Source organism: Spirosoma aerolatum, from assembly GCF_002056795.1.
Taxonomy (GTDB): Bacteria; Bacteroidota; Bacteroidia; order Cytophagales; family Spirosomataceae; genus Spirosoma; species Spirosoma aerolatum.
Map to the genome: position 1 here is coordinate 5,722,746 of NZ_CP020104.1, position 16,225 is coordinate 5,738,970.

Below are 16,225 nucleotides of genomic sequence, written 5' to 3' on the forward strand. Positions count from 1 at the left end.
CCGTTTCCCCCCATCGGTTCCTTCCAGAGGAAAATCAATAGGCGATCCTGAATTTACAATTATGGAAGCCAGACCAGGCGTTTGCGAATTGGTCTGATAGCGTATGGTAAGTGTGTAGTTGGAGGCTGTAGTGGGTACATCGGAAATGGCATACAGTAAATAATCGCCACTGGCGGCATAAGGCCCCCGTACATTGTTATCGCCCGGCGTTCCCGAATAGGTACCTGTGCCCGCAGCATCTTCGGCCTGTATTTTCCGGGAAAAGGGGGCGTTGTGTTCCCGCCGGGTTTGATAAGAGGGGGACGGGTACCCGCCGGAATTACGGCCCCATTGTCGAGTGTAAGTGTAAACCCTCCGGCACTGGCAGCCGCTTCAAAAGCCGCCTGCCCGGCACTGTTTAGCGGATACACATCCGTATCTCTTGTCGTGGTTGCCTGATAAATCTCCTGTCCATCGCTGGAGCGACGGATACGTACTAGTTGCGTACCAATTGCCATACTAAGGTGCTTAATGTAGATGTTGGTGGATTAAAAAATGTGCCATGGGCACAGAGGTATTGCGAATCAACTAAAAAAAGAATTGGACGGTGTTGAACAGGGCCAGCTTGCTTCCCTGTACGTTCACCTCGATCATGACATTGGGTACCGGATTGAGAATCAACGTCTCGTAACTGTTCTTGCCCCGACTCGGATCGAACACCCACACATCTACCGCATTCTCCTTGATACGGTACATCGCATCGGGGCGACCCCGACGGGCGTTAGGGGTGTTGACATAAGGCCCATCGAAGGCCGACGCATGTTCCAGAATGGTGGTGCCATCGGTTTTGGGCTCGACCCAGACCCCGGTATCCTTGAACTGATAGCGGCAGTACTGCCAGGGTGTGCCCTCGGTGCGGGCACATTGAGCGTAGTAGTAAGCGGCTTCGAAGCCCGCATCGTGCCATCGGCAGGGCTCGGTTGGGTAACCGGCCGAGGTAATGGGCGCTGGGGTGTTGGCTACTTTGGGTTGCCAGGTCCAAGTACCAACTGGTGCATTCGGGTCACCTGCTTTGACCTCATTGGGGTTTGTTCCATACTGGTCATACTGGCTTCTGACATCGAACACCATGTAGCCAATGGTGCGGCAGAAACCAATGCAGAAGATGTTGCCTACCTGCCAGTCGTAGTCTACCTGAGGATGTCGGTCGGTTTTCAGTGTTCCTAACGTGCCTACAGTCCGGTTGTATATATAGCCCGTGTGTAAGTTGCCGTCGTTCGGATCTAAAGCTTCAATTTTTCCCCAATCCAGGTAGATGAGCTTAGAAGGGGCAATGCCGGGCCGTGTCTCATCCATGCCTTTGGCCATCACCTCGGCGGCAAACGCCTTATTGTAATACCGGCTGGCATAGTCAGGCGTGTCGGCATAGTGCTTGATGATAGCCCCTACGCCTTTATTTTTCAGAATGGAGAAATAGCTGCAGGTTTGCCGGGCCCCATCCACCGACAGGATTTTACTTTTGAAGAGGGCATTATTGGGCATGGTATTCCCCCCCCTGGTACCTGATAGTTCCAGGGATCGCCGTTGTAGTTGGCTGTGCCACCATAGGTACCAAAGTCTCGGTAAGGAATGCCCAGCGAGTTGAGCGTAGGGTCGGCATATTTTCGTCGCCTGGCTTCGTACCAAGCTGAGTATTGGGGGGCCGTTTCCGGCATACCATAAGTGCCTTCCTGAATCTCATTGGCTTCGAAGAGGGCGCATGGGATGGTATTGCTGGCACGGTTGATGTCGTCGGTGCTGAGGCTCTTGCCGGGGTAGGCCCCGGCTTCGGTACCGGTATAGGGCCCAGGGGCGCCCGGAACAGCCAGGTTAATGCTGTGCGTCCAATTCACTCGTTGACTATTGCCCAAATTCGTATCCATGGCGGCAACCACGCCCCCTCTACGAGCCGATACTACGCTGTCGGATGTGGTATCGAACCGTTTACGGACAATCGTAAAAATCCGATTATCAGGTATAGTAAACGAAGGCGCATCTTTCGAACCGCGCGACTGCCAGATGTCGGTTGGAGCTAGCCAGGCTGGTCGTGTAACACGGTATGGCAGAATGGATGAGTCCGTCTGGGGAGGATCGGCCCCTAAAAACAATTGCACAAAAGCCCGTCTTGTCCAGTTAAACGGATGGTCGGTGTTCCACGCAATAGCCAACTGAATCGAGATGCTATCCCCCGGCCTGAAGTCATACGTAGTAGGCAAGCTCTTAACGGCGGGCATTCCCCCAATGAAATAAAAGGTAGACTCTCCGGGATTCAGCGTAAACTGAGCGGTATTCACGACACGAGCTTTGCCATTACTCCACTGAACTACGGGTGTAAACAGATTGGGATTGGCTACTATTATTTGAACCGGAATATCCCCAACGGGTTTAAAGTCAGCATTGGCGGCCGATACGTACGTATCGTAAACAATAGACTCGGCAGAGAACTCACTATTTAAGGCTGTTACAGATGTATCATTGGCCATATGTCTTCTTACTATTCAAAAAGAGGTACATCAATCCTGATAAATCTCCTAAAGACAAAAATTAGGCCAAATGCATATTCCTTCATAAGAAACTGACAGGCAACGCATTACTGTAAATTCTTGATTTATTCTTTACTTTTTGAACATCCGTATCGCTCATATCCACCAGTACACCACGGCAACCACTGACTAAAGCCACCAGCAAACGGTTCTTGCTTCGTTTTCAACGAGACAGCCAGCATAAACGACACTTCATGCTGAAAGCGGGTGCCGTTTTCAAAAAATAGTCTCTATTTGCAGGCGTAACAATCCGATCTGGTTTAGTCAGTTTATCATGATTCAGTCCGTTGCGGCTTTCTATCGGCGTCTACCGCACGTTCGTCCCCAGACTCAGTGGCATTTTCTGCTGTTGTTTCCCTGGTTTATTCCCCTTCTAACCTACTGGGTCATAGGCGATCAATACTGGTCGGATGTAAAGACGTTTATCCCAGCGACGGTATTAAACCTGGCCATTGCAGGCACCTGTCTGTTTACACTCGATCAACTTACTCAGCACGTCATTCGTCGTTATCCCGACCTTGACCAGACCTGGCAGCGAGTCTGGAGATTATTGGCGGCTTTTATGCTGGTAACGCCCTGTTTCGTTTTTGGCACAATTGGACTTTACGGACATTTTCATTTGTTTGGCTATACCTACGACGCTACGGCCTTACCCATTAGCCGTATTGCGCTGATCAACATCCTGGCGAATTTATTATCGGTAAGTATCGACGAAAGCACTTATTCCCTAAAAAAATGGCGGGAGAATACTTTTGAGAAGGAGCAGTTGAAAAAAATCAATATTCAGAGTCAGTTGGAAAGCCTGAAGAGCCAGGTAAATCCCCATTTTCTATTCAATAGCCTGAATACACTATCGTCGCTAATTGACGACGATCCTGAAAAGGCTGAAGAATTTGTCGATCAGATGGCGAATGTATATCGATACCTGCTGCAGACCAATGCGGGCTCACTCACGACGCTGCAAACGGAATTGTCGTTTATTCAATCCTACTTCCACCTGCTAAAAACTCGCTACGGGGCTGGTATTTTTTTAAGCGTCGATGTAGCCCCCCGCTATACCAACTTCCTGCTTCCTCCGCTCACATTACAGATGCTGGTCGAAAATGCCGTCAAACACAATGTCATTCTGGCCAGTAAACCGCTTGCTATCGATATCAAAACCACAGACGACGGCCAGCTTCTGGTACTGAACAATCTTCAGCGAAAAACCGGACGGGTTCTCTCCAATCAGGTCGGCCTGTCGAACATAACCGCCAAATATCGACTCCTTACGCACACCACGCCCGTCGTTTCCGACGACGGGTACTATTTCATGGTGCTCCTGCCCTTACTCAGCCCGGCAAAAGCCCTCTAATCCAGCCGGATCATTGCCTAATTATCGCGATTGGGCAGCCAACAAAGTTGCTGGAAGGGAGTTATCCCGGTATGCAACAAAACACCTATTAATTATGCCAAGAGGAGACAAATCGGCGTATACCGACAAACAAAAGCGGCAGGCCGAACACATCGAAGAAGGGTATGAAGATCGGGGTGTATCGCAGGAAGAAGCGGAACGCCGGGCCTGGGCAACGGTCAACAAAACGTCGGGTGGTGGCAAGAAAAGCGGTTCAGGACGCAGCCACCACTAACTAACAGCACCTGTACCCTTACGAACAGAAAAGCCCCGGCGATCAACTTGCCGGGGCTTTTGCTATCAATACCTTAACGTCGGGTGCAGATAGAGTCTTACTGATTATTTGGTAGCCGATATGGTAAACACTTCACCACTGCCATCTTCGCCTTCCAGGCTAAGTTTATTCCCGTTTACTTTGGCAATCACGTTGTCGTTGTACCGTAACTCAACCGTTCCGCCAGTTTCCACAACCGACACATTGCTGGCGGCATCATCGGCATAGACCGCATTGTTCGATTTCAGCAGCAGGTTCATTTTGATCGATACTGTCGTTGCCGACTGGCGGGTTACCGTAATCGTCCCTTTCAGGTTCGTTTCACTGGCCGGATAGGTTTGCCCACCTGTTGCCAGTTCGGAAAAAGTGTAGGTACCCGCTACCCGAGCGCCCAGATCGGGATTTAGATCCGTACCCGATTTTTTGCAGGCGGACAAAGACGCGACGAACAGAATCGCCAGGATCGTAAAAAAGCGGAAAGAGAATCGTGTGTTCATAGTAGTTGTTGTTTTTGGTTATAAGAGGCTTTTGATGGCCGGTGGTTACCGGTCTGATGATGCAAAGGTGGCCTATAGGTAGCGCCTGCCGAAGTAGCTTATGCACCAACTGTCAAAAGAGAAGGCTCAACAGGAAAATCTGCCGGATGAAGCGAAGGCTTCGAAACTGATCGTTAGTTCCAGAATCAGGTGACCTAAAAGTAAAATTCAGATAACTACACGCAATAATTTATCAACTCATACTAGTCTTTCAGGCACAAATCATTTGCTTTCCTGACTCAAAAAGCACGGATATTATCGATTGTGAGTACACCCAGTTTCTCTATCCTTTTCCAACACCGTCAACCACGCATCAGCCTGTATCTGGCCGATTCAGCCTTACCGCTAAATCGATTTCTCCGGTCAGTAATCGGGCGGCAGCTCAGCAACACGGTAGGAACTCAGCAGGTACAATTCAGCCTGAGTGGGGGCCAACTCGACGATGAATGTGGGGTCAGCCGTATCAGTGCCAATGCGGGCAGTTACTCCAACATCACGGTGAGTGTGGCCGATGACAGCGGGGGCACCTATGATGTCAACCGGCTCAACAACATCTACGCCCGAATCATTAACGGACTTTGAGGCAGCTATTCCATCAAGTGAGTAATTGCGCTGCTTATCTAACTATAGTTAGTACAATTGCTCACCTGGTAAACGAAGAGTCGTCAGTTAGTAACCCAAAGCTACCCGTTATTCAATTCCACTAGGCAGTTATTCATTGAACAGGGTACTTTGGGGTATGAAAACGATCACACTTATCAATTGGGTCATTGTTGGTATCTATGCCATCTTAATCCTGGTTGTGTTAATACCTTCCACATCGCAACAAGACGCAGCCGGAAAGGGCATGGCAGCCGGACTTATCTTTCTGGGTTTTGTTTTCCTGGCCTTACTCTCGGGTTTAAATCTCCTCCCCTACTCGTTCGCCCGAATTACGGCGATGGTTCTGGGCGGACTACCCCTCATTCTGGTTTTAATCAACCTGGTCGTCAGCCCGATGATTTCAGGCTGGCGCCAAAACACTTATGAGGCCGAGGATATAGCTCGTCAGAATGGGTCTTTTTATTTTCAGGATAAAAGCCGTCAGCAGGTGGCAGCAGCCATTGCGGCCCAGAATATCAATGATCTCAAAGCCGCTCTTGAAAAACCGCTGCCAATGCTCAATGAGTCGGGGGTTGAGCATACTACTTTGCTGGATTTCGCTGCCTTTCAGGCCATGCAGAACTTGTCTCCCCAAAGTTTGAACGTTATGGAGCTACTGATTGAAAAAGGAGCCACGTTCGAAAATACAGATAGCCTGCATACGCCTACGCCCTTTCGGATCATGGAAGGCCCAACCGAGCTGTTGGCCTGGTGTTTAGCAAATGGCGCGAACCCTGACATGACAGACGAAAAAGGGCAACCACTGCTGCTTGCGGCTTTGTATTCGGGCAATGAACATACTGATAAAACCAAAAAGGTAGCGCTGTTACTGGATCGAGGTGCTGATCCAAATGCTAAATCACCTCACAACGAACTGACCATCGAAACATCACCCCTGATTTTTGCCGTTGACAATGAATTATGGGAAATCGGCAACCTACTTCTGGACAAAGGCGCGATTCCTGATTATGTGACTCAGGGTGACCGAACAGCCTTAAACGTGCTCAGCTACAGAGAGTCGGGCTATACAAAGCATGGGCAACATCTGCCTACTGAACTGCTTGCCTTTAAAGACCGCCTGATTGAAAAGCTGGCCCAAAAATGACCAACTAGTTTGTCCGTACCTTACCAATGCAGCGCAGGAGCTTCAAGGAGGCTCCTGCGCTGCATTGGTAAGGTACGTTTTGCTTATCGACCGGTCGTGAAGACAGAGGTACGCCGGGTCGGGCGGATTACTGTCGTCTCCATCCCCAGCAAGCGCGAACGCTGTGCCCTGAAAATTGTGCGGAGTTGTCGTGTTGTTGTCATTGTCTTTGTTGTTTTTAGTTTTTAGAGGAAGGTCAATTGATTGATTAAAATTTCGCAGTTAGTCCTAGCTTCACTGCCGAAACGCCGTAGCCCACTTCAGCAAAGGCACCAACTTTAGGACTGAACATAAAGCGAGAGCCGAGGTGTAGACCTACCCAAACACCACTGTTATAACCACTAGAGTAGTAATAGTAATCGGAATAGCCCGAACCTGCATACCGGAATCCCAGCGATGCGCCAATGTACGGATCGAAACTGTTCGACTGCACGTTCAGGGCTTCACCCAGGTGATACGATCCACGAGCACCGAAATACACGAAGTTATACCCGCTGGAGTAGTAATAATTGTAATGGTAATAATCGATAGAGCCGCCAACCGAAAAGTTGTTTTTCACGTCCGCTTCCACCGATACGCCCACCGGGAAACCGCCCCCGTAGTACGTTGCCAAACCCAGCCCCAGATTCACATACACGTTCTTATGCCCACGTGAATACGTTGTGCGGGGCCGTACAGGAGCTGAGTGTGCTACGGGTTGCGAACGTGTTTCAGCCGGGCGAGCTACCGGGGTTTCCTGAGCGGGGGCGGCAGCCTGAGCCTGTGTCGGCTGTTGCTGGGGGCGGGCCGTTGCCGGAGCAGTGGCTGGGCGGGCGGTTGTGCTGGTGGCTGGGCGGCTGGCCGATGAATAAGGACGGGCGGCTGGTTTGGTCGCTGTGCGACGAACCGGCTGCTGAGCCAGTACCGAGGAAGCCGAAAGAACAATAGCCACGGCCAGGGTTGTCAATTGTGTAGTCGTTTTCATTAGTCGTTGTTGTTTTTGGTTTTCGTAAGGAACGATACAAACCTACAACAACCCACCCCCGGTAGGCCAGAGCCCACTGCCTGAATTGCGAAAACACTCCCCTGAACTGTAACAGACGGTATTTGAAACAACAGCACTAATATGTCTAGACGATACCGCTATCGCATTTTCCATCAAACCATTTAACCAACCAATCCTATACTGTATCAACCGCTCAGTAGCTGGGTATCAATGAATACAGGCTGGTTTTTGTATCTTTGTTTACCCTCTTGAAAACCAACAAGTCAATTAATGACGTACGAAGCCTGGTCTCCGCTCTTTCTGGGCATGGTACTGGCCATGTTATTGGCCAATTCGGTGCAATGGTTTATGTACCGGGAGCGCATCTATGGCATTTATTCGGTGTACACGCTGATCTGGGCAATCTATTTCACGATCAACCATTTCTCGTTACCCTACAATATTTCCAACTTCTATAAGCTGATTCTCTCCTACTCCGGCTACATCCTTTACCTTGAACTGGCCAAAATCTTTCTGAACCTGAAAGATCGGCCCCGGTTTCTTCGCTGGGTCATTATTGTGCAGGGCCTGCTGGTCGCTTATTGTGTCGTAAAGACCTATATCTACCTGTTTACGGATTTCTGGCAGACTAAACTCCATACCATTCTGCTACAGCCAGTTCGCTTTGCGCTGCTATCAGTTGGTGCCTACATCGTGTACTCGTTTTTCCGGTCCAAAGATGTGGTCGCACGTTTCTTTGTGGCGGGTACGGCTTCCTTATTAGTCAACCACGCCATTACAACAATCCTGCTGATTCATTCGCCTAACATCAGTGTCGATTTACCGTTCTGGCAGCATCCTGATCTGTTCGTTCAGACGGGCGTTGTCCTCGACTTAATCTTTTTCTCGCTGGGCATTTCGTATCGACATCGGCGGGAAGCCGTCAATAAAGCCGTTGTGGAAAAGGAACTGGAACGCGAACGGGAACAACACCATCGTGAATTTCTGGAGGCTGACCTGGCCTTACGGAAAATGCAGCAGGAAAAAACGGAGATGCAAATGCGGGCTTTGCAGAGTCAGATTAATCCGCACTTCCTGTTTAACGGCCTCAATACCCTATCATCGCTGATCGATGAAAATCCGGGTCAGGCGGGTGAGTTTGTCGACGAACTGTCGAAGGTATACCGCTATTTATTGCGAAGCAACGACGCTGAACTGACCACCCTGGGTGTTGAGCTGAGTTTTATTAGCTCGTACTTCCACCTGCTCAAAACGCGGTTTGGCAGCTCGGTTCGTTTAGACGTCGATGTTGACGAAAGCTATAAAGATTCCCTACTTCCTCCCCTGACGCTCCAGCTATTGGTCGAAAACGCAGTCAAGCATAACGTTGTACTTCGCCAAACGCCACTCCATATCCGCATTCGAACAACCCCGGCCCAGCAGTTGATCGTAGAAAACACCCTGCAACGAAAAACGATCCGAGTAGAATCGAACGGGGTAGGGTTGTCGAATATTGCCGATAAGTACAAGTTGTTGAATCAGTCCGCCCCACGCATTGAAGAGCAGAATGGCTGGTTTCAGGTTACTCTCCCCCTACTGATGCCGCAATCAGTTACAGCCAGTATCGTCACGGAATCGTAACAAAAAAACCTGCGCGCAAAGGCCCGCAGGTTTTTATTAGACAGCTAAAGGTGTACTGCCAAAGCAGTTACTCAAGTAAAAGTACGCAATTCTTCTGGCACCGCCAAAGAATCGTCGGGTTCGTATGGTTACTTCTTCACAAACTCACGATGATAAGCCGCCCGGTACAACTCTTCTTCGGGAAGGCTCTTGAAATAGTCGTAGGTGATGCGTAAACCCTCTGCCCGTGAGACTTTTGGCTCCCAGCCCAGAATCGCTTTTGCCTTGGTAATATCGGGCTGGCGCTGTTTCGGATCGTCCTTAGGCAGATCTTTAAAAATCAGTCGCTGATTGGTACCTGTTAGTTTAATGATTTCCTCACCGAATTCCTTGATGGTAATTTCAGATGGGTTTCCGATGTTGACTGGGTAGGCATAATCGCTCAGCAACAACCGATAAATTCCTTCGACCAGATCGTCAACGTAGCAGAATGAACGCGTCTGACTGCCATCACCAAACACGGTCAGGTCTTCACCCCGTAGTGCCTGCCCGATAAACGCCGGCAACACCCGACCGTCGTTCAGACGCATACGCGGACCATAGGTATTGAAAATCCGAACGATACGGGTTTCCACCCCATGGTAAGTATGATACGCCATGGTCATGGCTTCCTGAAACCGCTTTGCTTCGTCGTACACACCCCGAGGGCCCACAGGGTTAACATTGCCCCAGTACTCTTCATTCTGAGGATGAACGGTTGGGTCGCCATACACTTCCGATGTAGACGCAATCAGCACCCGGGCATTTTTTACCCGCGCCAATCCTAGACAGTTATGAATACCCAGCGATCCTACTTTCAGCGTTTGGATCGGGATTTTAAGGTAGTCGATCGGGCTGGCTGGCGAGGCAAAGTGCAGAATGTAGTCCAGTTGACCCGGCACATGGATGAATTTGGATACATCGTGGTGATAAAACTCGAAATTGGGCAGGTGGAATAAATGCTCAATGTTGCGGATGTCCCCAGTGATGAGGTTATCCATGGCAATCACATGATAGCCTTCCTTAATAAACCGATCGCAAAGGTGCGATCCGAGAAATCCGGCCCCGCCGGTGATCAGTACACGCTTCATTAAAGTCTGGTTTGTGAAATGAGTGGATAGACCCATACCTGTCGATTGCTCTACAGACATCGATTTACCTGCACACAACTACTTTAAACTCGTATTGTAAAAACTCAAAGAAAGTATAATTTAAATCTTCAGATTGATACCCAGCAATAGACGGATCAATCAAAGTTGGCACAAAAATAGAATACATCGCATACGATTGAGTAAGAATACGACCGTATACGATGTATAAATAGTTAAATAGCCGCTAAACTTTCTGTTCGACGGGTGCTAAGATCGGCTCACGACCTATGGAATAATAGGTGTAATTCTGTTCCCGAATCTGGTCAAGCTCATATACGTTCCGTCCGTCGAAAATGACTCGGTTTTTCAGCAGCAGATTCATCTTCTCGAAATCGGGAGTACGGAACAGCGGCCATTCGGTAATAATCACCAGGGCATCGGCGTCGTCGAGGGCAGCGTATTGTGTGTGGGCATAGGTAACCGCATTGCCAATCTGCTCACGAACATTATCCATGGCTTCAGGGTCGTACACCGTAACTTTTGCACCGGCATCCAGCAACGCCCGAATGTTATCCAGCGCGGGAGCCTCCCGGATATCGTCGGTATAGGGCTTAAACGCCAACCCCCAGACTGCAATGGTTTTGCCTTTTAAATCACCACCGAAGTGATTCAGGATAAGCGGCATTAGCTTCGTTTTCTGCTGATAGTTTACCTCCATAACCGATTTCAACACCTTGAAATCATAGTCGAAATCTTTAGCTGTTTTGGCTAGTGCCTGTACATCTTTAGGGAAGCAGCTACCTCCATAACCGATACCAGCAAACAGGAATCGCTTCCCAATCCGGCTGTCGGTACCGATGCCCCGACGAATGTCATCGACATTAGCACCCGCACGTTCGCACAGGTTCGCGATTTCGTTCATGAAGGTAATTTTCGTGGCCAGGAATGCGTTGGCAGCATATTTGGTCATTTCTGCCGATCGTTCGTCCATAAAAATGACGGGGTTACCTTGGCGTACCAATGGCGCGTACAGCTTGTTCATGACCGCTTTTGCCCGCTCTGATTTGGTACCAATAACTACCCGATCGGGCTTCATAAAGTCTTCAACAGCCACCCCTTCCCGCAGGAATTCGGGGTTCGAAACGACATCAAAATCAACCTTGGCGTTATCAGCAATGTGGGCGTATACTTTCTCAGCCGTTCCGACCGGCACTGTACTCTTATCGACAATAACAGCATATTGGCTCAGAATCGGCCCTAAGTCGCTGGCTACTTTCAGAATATACTTCAGATCGGCAGAACCGTCTTCGCCGGGTGGGGTTGGCAGGGCCAGGAAGATTACCTCAGCTCCTTTAATACCTTCCTCCAAATCAGTAGTGAACGACAGGCGCCCTTCTTCAACATTGCGGTGAAATAACGTTTCGAGGCCCGGCTCATAAATGGGGACAATCCCGTTATTTAGTTTCTCAACTTTTCTGCTATCGATGTCAACACACGTAACCTGATTGCCGGTTTCAGCAAAACATGTTCCGGTAACAAGACCTACGTATCCGGTTCCTACAACTGCTAATTTCATAAATATAGTTAGCTAATTTTTTTACAAGATTTTATAGACGTTTTGTTGATGTCCGTTGTCACAAAAATAGGAGTTTTTCAATAACTCCCCCTACTATTTACCTAATAGTGATTAATCGGCAAATTGGCTCACCAGAATAAATTACTTACCAAAGCCTCATTTCTTAAATTGTCAATATGACACTATAAAAATTTAAAAAGTATCTCTTAGTTTATTAATACACATTTTAATATCTCTAAACACTTCAATAAAGCAAATAAATCGCCAATTGGTAACACATAGTACGATTCTAAAAAAAGCTTGGACTTGTACCATATTATCACTAAATTTCTACTTAATCGCTTCATCAGGCGGCTTTTTTTTATGACAAACGAAATTGTAGAAAATCAAGAATTAATATCCCAATCTATCCGCGAACTGAGTGAACGACTTATTCGTCCTTACAGTCGTCAATGGGACGATGATCAGCATTTCCCATCCGATTTGTTCCGGCAATTGGGTGAACAGGGGCTTATGGGAATGCTGGTACCCGTATCGTATGGAGGGTCAGGATTGGGCTATCGCGAATATGTAACGGCCATCGTTGAGCTGTCGCGGGTTGATGGAGCCGTTGGTTTGTCGATGGCTGCTCACAACTCGTTATGCACTAATCATATCCTGCTATTTGGTAACGAAGCCCAGAAACAGACCTACCTGCCCCGCCTGGCCACGGGTGAATGGTTGGGAGCCTGGGGACTAACCGAACCCAATACGGGTTCTGATGCGGCCAATATGCGCACAACGGCTACCCAAGATGGCGACTATTGGGTTTTGAATGGGTCAAAAAACTTTATTACCCACGGAAAAAGCAGTGATGTAGCTGTGGTTATAGCCCGTACAGGCCCACCCAACACCCAGCACAATGCAACAGCCTTCATTGTAGAGCGACGTACTACCGGTTTTTCGGGTGGCCGCAAAGAAGACAAGCTGGGGATGCGCGCTTCCGAAACCGCCGAAATGCTATTCCAGGATTGCCGCATTCCCGATAGTCAGCGTTTAGGGGAAGTAGGTGATGGGTTTGTTCAGTCATTAAAAGTATTGGATGGTGGTCGTATTTCAATAGCCGCCCTAAGTTTGGGCATTGCGATAGGTGCCTATGAAGCGGCTTTGGTTTATGCCAAGGAGCGGGAACAATTTGGGCAACCCATCGCCAATTTTCAGGGAATCAGTTTTAAACTGGCCGATATGGCAACCGACATCGAAGCGGCTAAATTACTTACCTATCAGGCCGCGGACCTAAAAGATGCCGGTAGACCTGTCACAAAAGAATCGGCCATGGCGAAGTTGTTTGCGTCAGAAACGGCTGTACGGGTAGCCAACGAAGCTGTACAGATCTTTGGTGGGTATGGTTATACCAAAGATTTTCCGGTTGAAAAATTCTACCGGGACGCCAAACTATGTACCATCGGTGAAGGCACCAGCGAAATACAAAAAATAGTGATCTCGAGGCAGATTCTGAAATAGATAAAAGAAAAGAGCTGGATAGAGGTAGGGAATTCCCTACCTCTATCCAGCTCTTTTCTTTTATCTATATTCCAGCTATACTGTACTGCTCCGACCTTTTATAAGGGCAGCAATACCCAGAATAATAACAGCGCCTACAAAGGCAGTCAGTATCTGCTCGACAATACCGCCATCGCGGCCAAAAATCCAACCGCCCACAAACCCTCCGGCTATACCCAGCAGGATTTCAGCGAATAAGGAAAACGAAAACCGTCTGAACACGAGGTCGGCCAGCCAACCGGCTACGGCACCAACTAAAATTGACACTAAGATTCCCATGACTTTTATCGTTGAGTGAACACTAGTAATTTGTAATAAAACAGCTATATAACTGTACCCGCAACGATTTGTTTATTTTTTATCCCTATTACGGCCAGCATCCGGCCAGTATTGCCGTTTTCGGCTCGATATGAGAAGTAATCACGGTTGTTGATCACGGTTGAAAAAGGCGAAATTTCAATCTGTGCTTCCGGAATCCCGAACTTGACTAACAGTTGCGCGTTGGCTTTTTTCAGATCGACAAAGTATTTCCCCGTTGTTTCATCCTGTCGTTTGCATGCTGGGTCAAACTGATCGGCTACTTCCAGGCCGACTTCAAAAGAGCATTCATCAATGCAGGCGCCGATGTAGGCAAAACAATCAATGCTCCTGGTACCAAATTGTTGCTGCATGCAGGCCAGCGTTTTAGTTACGATTTGCCCGACTGTTCCACGCCAACCCGCATGAATAGCCGCTACGGCTTGCTGTTTAGCGTCGTAAATCAGGATAGGTACACAGTCGGCAACCGTAACGCCAACCAGTATTCCTGGCTTATTGGTAATGAGCGCATCATAACCTTCGTATCGGCCGGCTTCAAGGGCATACAACACCTCAGTACCATGTACCTGATATGAAGAAGCCAACTGGTCGGCGCTGGCACCGATTGCGGCAAAGAACCGACGTCGGTTTTCATCTACATTAACAGGCTGGTCAGCGGTGTTAATACCCAGATTGAGTGATGCAAATGGAGCCGGGCTAACGCCACCATGCCGGGTACTTTCTGCAGCAATTAGGTTTTTTACGTCGGCAAATAAGGCCGGAACGCGACAGGAAGCTTCGGAAGAAACCAGGGATAAGGCCATATACAGACAGATTACTCAACAAAGTTGCAAGCTAACCACCAGCAATCCAACTGAGCCGTTTGCTCAATCGACCCTATTTTCTAACCATTCATCCAATCAGAAAACCGCTCCAGTAGTTTGCATTACATAGTACCATCCACAGCCTATATCTTTGTTTCACCAATCGGGAAGATCCCGGCCTGCTTAGAACATAACATAAACAACATACTACAATGAAAACGCTCGTCAAAACCTTCGCTTTAGCCCTTTCGCTGGGACTTGTTTCTACAATTGCCACGTTTGCCGAAACCAATCCGGGTACCAAAGCGGCTCATGCTGCTACCTTTAAAACCGGCATTTACACAACGGTCAGTGGTAAACTGAATATTGCGCTCGATAAAGAAAAAGGCGGCCCTGTGGATATTCGCCTGAAAAGTTCCGATGGCCGGGTTCTGTACAACTATCGCCTAGGTAAAAAAGAGGAAATTTACCGGACTCAATTAAATCTGAATGATCTGGAAGATGGTATTTATCAGCTGGAAGTGACTAATGGCGTAGAAACCACCACCCAGACGGTCAAACTTTCAACCCACAAACCATCTATCGTGAACCGGGTCGTTGCGATACAATAACACTACAAATAGCCACCCATCCTGTAAATAGCCAGCACCCGAAGGAATTAACCCTTCGGGTGCTGGCTATTTACAGGAGCCCTCTAACTACTAAATACGTTCAGCATGGATTCTGACATGCATGGCTAAAGCAGCAATTATTGGCTCTGATAAACCGTCGCAAACTCTGTTGCAAACGCTTCCAGCTTGACCTTTCCTAATGTTGGCTTATGCCGATTGTAATCTTCCAACAGAGCCCCACTGTGTTGACTAGCCCCTAACTCAACAAAGCTCTCAATGATATGAGCTGGCAAGCCACGTTGTTCCATACCTTCCCGCATTTGTTCGCTGGTAAAAACCAGCCATTGCAAATCAAGCTTACCAATGGCAGTGCCCAGTATCTGAGCAATCTCACTGGCTGTCCGTTCATCACTTACCACGTAGCGGATGGTTTTACCCGTAGCGGGTTTCACCAACTCCTCAGCCGCGACGGCCGCAATATCGATGGGCGATACGAGTGCTATCCGATCATCGCCACCATAGTTTGCGCCCATTAGTCCAGCCTCTTTAATCATGTCGATAAAGCTGAACAAATTGTAGTAGAAATAACCCGCACGGAGATGGGTGACAGCCACGTCCGTCAGTTGATTGAACAATATTTCGGCATGATGTGCACCGAGAATAAAGCCCGTATCTTTAGTCAGATGGGCTCCATAACTGCTCAATAACACGACTCGCTTTACCCCCGTCTTCTGAATAGCCTGAACGTAGTGCTGGCTGATTCGGCGGTAATAGATTACCACATCCGTCTCGGCAAAGCTGGGCGGTACCATCGCAAATACAGCATCTGCACCCACCAACGTTGCTGTCAGAAAATCAACATCGTCCAGCGAGCCAATTGCAGCCGTTGCTCCCAGCGTCTCAATGGCTTCTTTCCTGTCGGGTTTACTACTGATCACGGTTACGGCATGGCCTTTCTGGACTAATTCTTCCGTGAGGGGTTTACCGATATGCCCCAGTGAACCGGTTATGACAACGTTCATCGTTTTTTCGTTTTTGTTTGCTACACAAAAGTCGAAATGCCTGATCGGTGTCTTGTAGCCGAATCCTGGGTTATTGTAGCCGTTTGTTA

General features: G+C 48.6%; 17 protein-coding genes. 7 read left to right on the forward strand and 10 right to left on the reverse strand.

Features of this window, described 5'->3' with window-relative positions; genetic code table 11:
* Nucleotides 1-59: 59 nt before the first annotated feature.
* The 3 genes from B5M13_RS23710 to B5M13_RS34255 form a co-directional block, all read right to left on the reverse strand.
* Entirely contained in the window at nt 60-497 is a 438-nt protein-coding gene (locus B5M13_RS23710; protein ID WP_245859457.1) for a hypothetical protein, read from the reverse strand.
* 70 nt (nt 498-567) lie between these two features.
* Nucleotides 568-1,521, reverse strand: coding sequence for a hypothetical protein (locus tag B5M13_RS34250; RefSeq protein WP_245859458.1), 954 nt, complete (start codon nt 1,519-1,521; stop codon nt 568-570).
* Nucleotides 1,440-2,501, reverse strand: coding sequence for a hypothetical protein (locus tag B5M13_RS34255; RefSeq protein WP_245859461.1), 1,062 nt, complete (start codon nt 2,499-2,501; stop codon nt 1,440-1,442). Before B5M13_RS34255 ends, B5M13_RS34250 begins: the two co-directional genes overlap by 82 nt.
* A gap of 334 nt (nt 2,502-2,835) precedes the next feature.
* Here B5M13_RS34255 and B5M13_RS23720 point away from each other — a divergent pair, with 334 nt between their 5' ends.
* Together B5M13_RS23720 and B5M13_RS23725 are read left to right on the forward strand one after the other, a co-directional pair.
* A complete protein-coding gene (locus B5M13_RS23720; protein WP_080058025.1) occupies nt 2,836-3,915 on the forward strand; it encodes a sensor histidine kinase in 1,080 nt (359 codons plus the stop codon).
* A gap of 94 nt (nt 3,916-4,009) precedes the next feature.
* Nucleotides 4,010-4,189 carry a hypothetical protein gene (locus tag B5M13_RS23725; protein WP_080058026.1) on the forward strand — a complete coding sequence of 60 codons (180 nt, stop codon included), beginning with the start codon at nt 4,010-4,012 and terminating at the stop codon, nt 4,187-4,189.
* A gap of 104 nt (nt 4,190-4,293) precedes the next feature.
* On the opposite strand, the gene B5M13_RS23730 is transcribed toward B5M13_RS23725, so the two are convergent.
* Nucleotides 4,294-4,725, reverse strand: coding sequence for a hypothetical protein (locus B5M13_RS23730; RefSeq protein WP_080058027.1), 432 nt, complete (start codon nt 4,723-4,725; stop codon nt 4,294-4,296).
* Between the two features lie 303 nt (nt 4,726-5,028).
* On the opposite strand from B5M13_RS23730, the gene B5M13_RS23735 reads away from it, so the two are divergent.
* Nucleotides 5,029-5,346 (forward strand): hypothetical protein, encoded by a 318-nt coding sequence (locus tag B5M13_RS23735; RefSeq protein ID WP_080058028.1) that lies wholly within the window; start codon nt 5,029-5,031, stop codon nt 5,344-5,346.
* A gap of 157 nt (nt 5,347-5,503) precedes the next feature.
* A complete protein-coding gene (locus B5M13_RS23740) occupies nt 5,504-6,511 on the forward strand; it encodes an ankyrin repeat domain-containing protein (protein ID WP_080058029.1) in 1,008 nt (335 codons plus the stop codon).
* 247 nt (nt 6,512-6,758) lie between these two features.
* On the opposite strand, the gene B5M13_RS23745 is transcribed toward B5M13_RS23740, so the two are convergent.
* Nucleotides 6,759-7,514: a hypothetical protein gene (locus tag B5M13_RS23745; RefSeq protein WP_080058030.1), complete on the reverse strand. Its 756-nt coding sequence runs from the start codon at nt 7,512-7,514 to the stop codon at nt 6,759-6,761.
* A gap of 291 nt (nt 7,515-7,805) precedes the next feature.
* Between B5M13_RS23745 and B5M13_RS23750 the strand changes: the two genes are divergently transcribed.
* A complete protein-coding gene (locus tag B5M13_RS23750; RefSeq protein WP_080058031.1) occupies nt 7,806-9,155 on the forward strand; it encodes a sensor histidine kinase in 1,350 nt (449 codons plus the stop codon).
* A gap of 128 nt (nt 9,156-9,283) precedes the next feature.
* Here the strand turns inward: B5M13_RS23750 and B5M13_RS23755 are convergent, their stop codons facing one another.
* Both B5M13_RS23755 and B5M13_RS23760 read right to left on the reverse strand, forming a co-directional pair.
* The gene (locus B5M13_RS23755) at nt 9,284-10,264 is read right to left on the reverse strand and encodes a UDP-glucuronic acid decarboxylase family protein (protein ID WP_080058032.1); all 981 of its coding nucleotides are present in this window, start codon (nt 10,262-10,264) and stop codon (nt 9,284-9,286) included.
* A gap of 244 nt (nt 10,265-10,508) precedes the next feature.
* On the reverse strand, nt 10,509-11,840 hold the full coding sequence (locus B5M13_RS23760; RefSeq protein WP_080058033.1) for a UDP-glucose dehydrogenase family protein: 1,332 nt from the start codon (nt 11,838-11,840) through the stop codon (nt 10,509-10,511).
* 363 nt (nt 11,841-12,203) lie between these two features.
* Here B5M13_RS23760 and B5M13_RS23765 point away from each other — a divergent pair, with 363 nt between their 5' ends.
* The gene (locus tag B5M13_RS23765; RefSeq protein ID WP_080058034.1) at nt 12,204-13,343 is read left to right on the forward strand and encodes an acyl-CoA dehydrogenase family protein; all 1,140 of its coding nucleotides are present in this window, start codon (nt 12,204-12,206) and stop codon (nt 13,341-13,343) included.
* A gap of 75 nt (nt 13,344-13,418) precedes the next feature.
* Here B5M13_RS23765 and B5M13_RS23770 read toward each other — a convergent pair whose 3' ends face one another.
* A complete protein-coding gene (locus B5M13_RS23770) occupies nt 13,419-13,661 on the reverse strand; it encodes a GlsB/YeaQ/YmgE family stress response membrane protein (RefSeq protein WP_080058035.1) in 243 nt (80 codons plus the stop codon).
* Between the two features lie 44 nt (nt 13,662-13,705).
* Nucleotides 13,706-14,503 carry a peptidoglycan editing factor PgeF gene (gene pgeF / locus B5M13_RS23775; protein WP_080058036.1) on the reverse strand — a complete coding sequence of 266 codons (798 nt, stop codon included), beginning with the start codon at nt 14,501-14,503 and terminating at the stop codon, nt 13,706-13,708.
* Between the two features lie 212 nt (nt 14,504-14,715).
* Between pgeF and B5M13_RS23780 the strand changes: the two genes are divergently transcribed.
* A complete protein-coding gene (locus B5M13_RS23780) occupies nt 14,716-15,114 on the forward strand; it encodes a T9SS type A sorting domain-containing protein (RefSeq protein WP_080058037.1) in 399 nt (132 codons plus the stop codon).
* A 137-nt stretch (nt 15,115-15,251) separates the two neighbouring features.
* Here the strand turns inward: B5M13_RS23780 and B5M13_RS23785 are convergent, their stop codons facing one another.
* Nucleotides 15,252-16,136, reverse strand: a complete 885-nt coding sequence (locus B5M13_RS23785; protein ID WP_080058038.1) for an NAD(P)H-binding protein — start codon at nt 16,134-16,136, stop codon at nt 15,252-15,254.
* Nucleotides 16,137-16,225 lie beyond the last annotated feature (89 nt).

Excerpts from the sequence above, each read along its gene's own strand:
- B5M13_RS23785 (WP_080058038.1), bottom strand. The coding sequence starts at position 16,136 with ATGAACGTTGTCATAACCGGTTCACTGGGGCATATCGGTAAACCCCTC.
- B5M13_RS23755 (WP_080058032.1), bottom strand. The coding sequence starts at position 10,264 with ATGAAGCGTGTACTGATCACCGGCGGGGCCGGATTTCTCGGATCGCAC.
- B5M13_RS34250 (WP_245859458.1), bottom strand. The coding sequence starts at position 1,521 with ATGCCCAATAATGCCCTCTTCAAAAGTAAAATCCTGTCGGTGGATGGG.
- B5M13_RS23750 (WP_080058031.1), top strand. The coding sequence starts at position 7,806 with ATGACGTACGAAGCCTGGTCTCCGCTCTTTCTGGGCATGGTACTGGCC.
- pgeF (WP_080058036.1), bottom strand. The coding sequence starts at position 14,503 with ATGGCCTTATCCCTGGTTTCTTCCGAAGCTTCCTGTCGCGTTCCGGCC.
- B5M13_RS23710 (WP_245859457.1), bottom strand. The coding sequence starts at position 497 with ATGGCAATTGGTACGCAACTAGTACGTATCCGTCGCTCCAGCGATGGA.
- B5M13_RS23730 (WP_080058027.1), bottom strand. The coding sequence starts at position 4,725 with ATGAACACACGATTCTCTTTCCGCTTTTTTACGATCCTGGCGATTCTG.
- B5M13_RS23765 (WP_080058034.1), top strand. The coding sequence starts at position 12,204 with ATGACAAACGAAATTGTAGAAAATCAAGAATTAATATCCCAATCTATC.
- B5M13_RS23780 (WP_080058037.1), top strand. The coding sequence starts at position 14,716 with ATGAAAACGCTCGTCAAAACCTTCGCTTTAGCCCTTTCGCTGGGACTT.
- B5M13_RS23720 (WP_080058025.1), top strand. The coding sequence starts at position 2,836 with ATGATTCAGTCCGTTGCGGCTTTCTATCGGCGTCTACCGCACGTTCGT.
- B5M13_RS23770 (WP_080058035.1), bottom strand. The coding sequence starts at position 13,661 with ATGGGAATCTTAGTGTCAATTTTAGTTGGTGCCGTAGCCGGTTGGCTG.
- B5M13_RS23760 (WP_080058033.1), bottom strand. The coding sequence starts at position 11,840 with ATGAAATTAGCAGTTGTAGGAACCGGATACGTAGGTCTTGTTACCGGA.
- B5M13_RS23740 (WP_080058029.1), top strand. The coding sequence starts at position 5,504 with ATGAAAACGATCACACTTATCAATTGGGTCATTGTTGGTATCTATGCC.
- B5M13_RS23725 (WP_080058026.1), top strand. The coding sequence starts at position 4,010 with ATGCCAAGAGGAGACAAATCGGCGTATACCGACAAACAAAAGCGGCAG.
- B5M13_RS34255 (WP_245859461.1), bottom strand. The coding sequence starts at position 2,501 with ATGGCCAATGATACATCTGTAACAGCCTTAAATAGTGAGTTCTCTGCC.
- B5M13_RS23745 (WP_080058030.1), bottom strand. The coding sequence starts at position 7,514 with ATGAAAACGACTACACAATTGACAACCCTGGCCGTGGCTATTGTTCTT.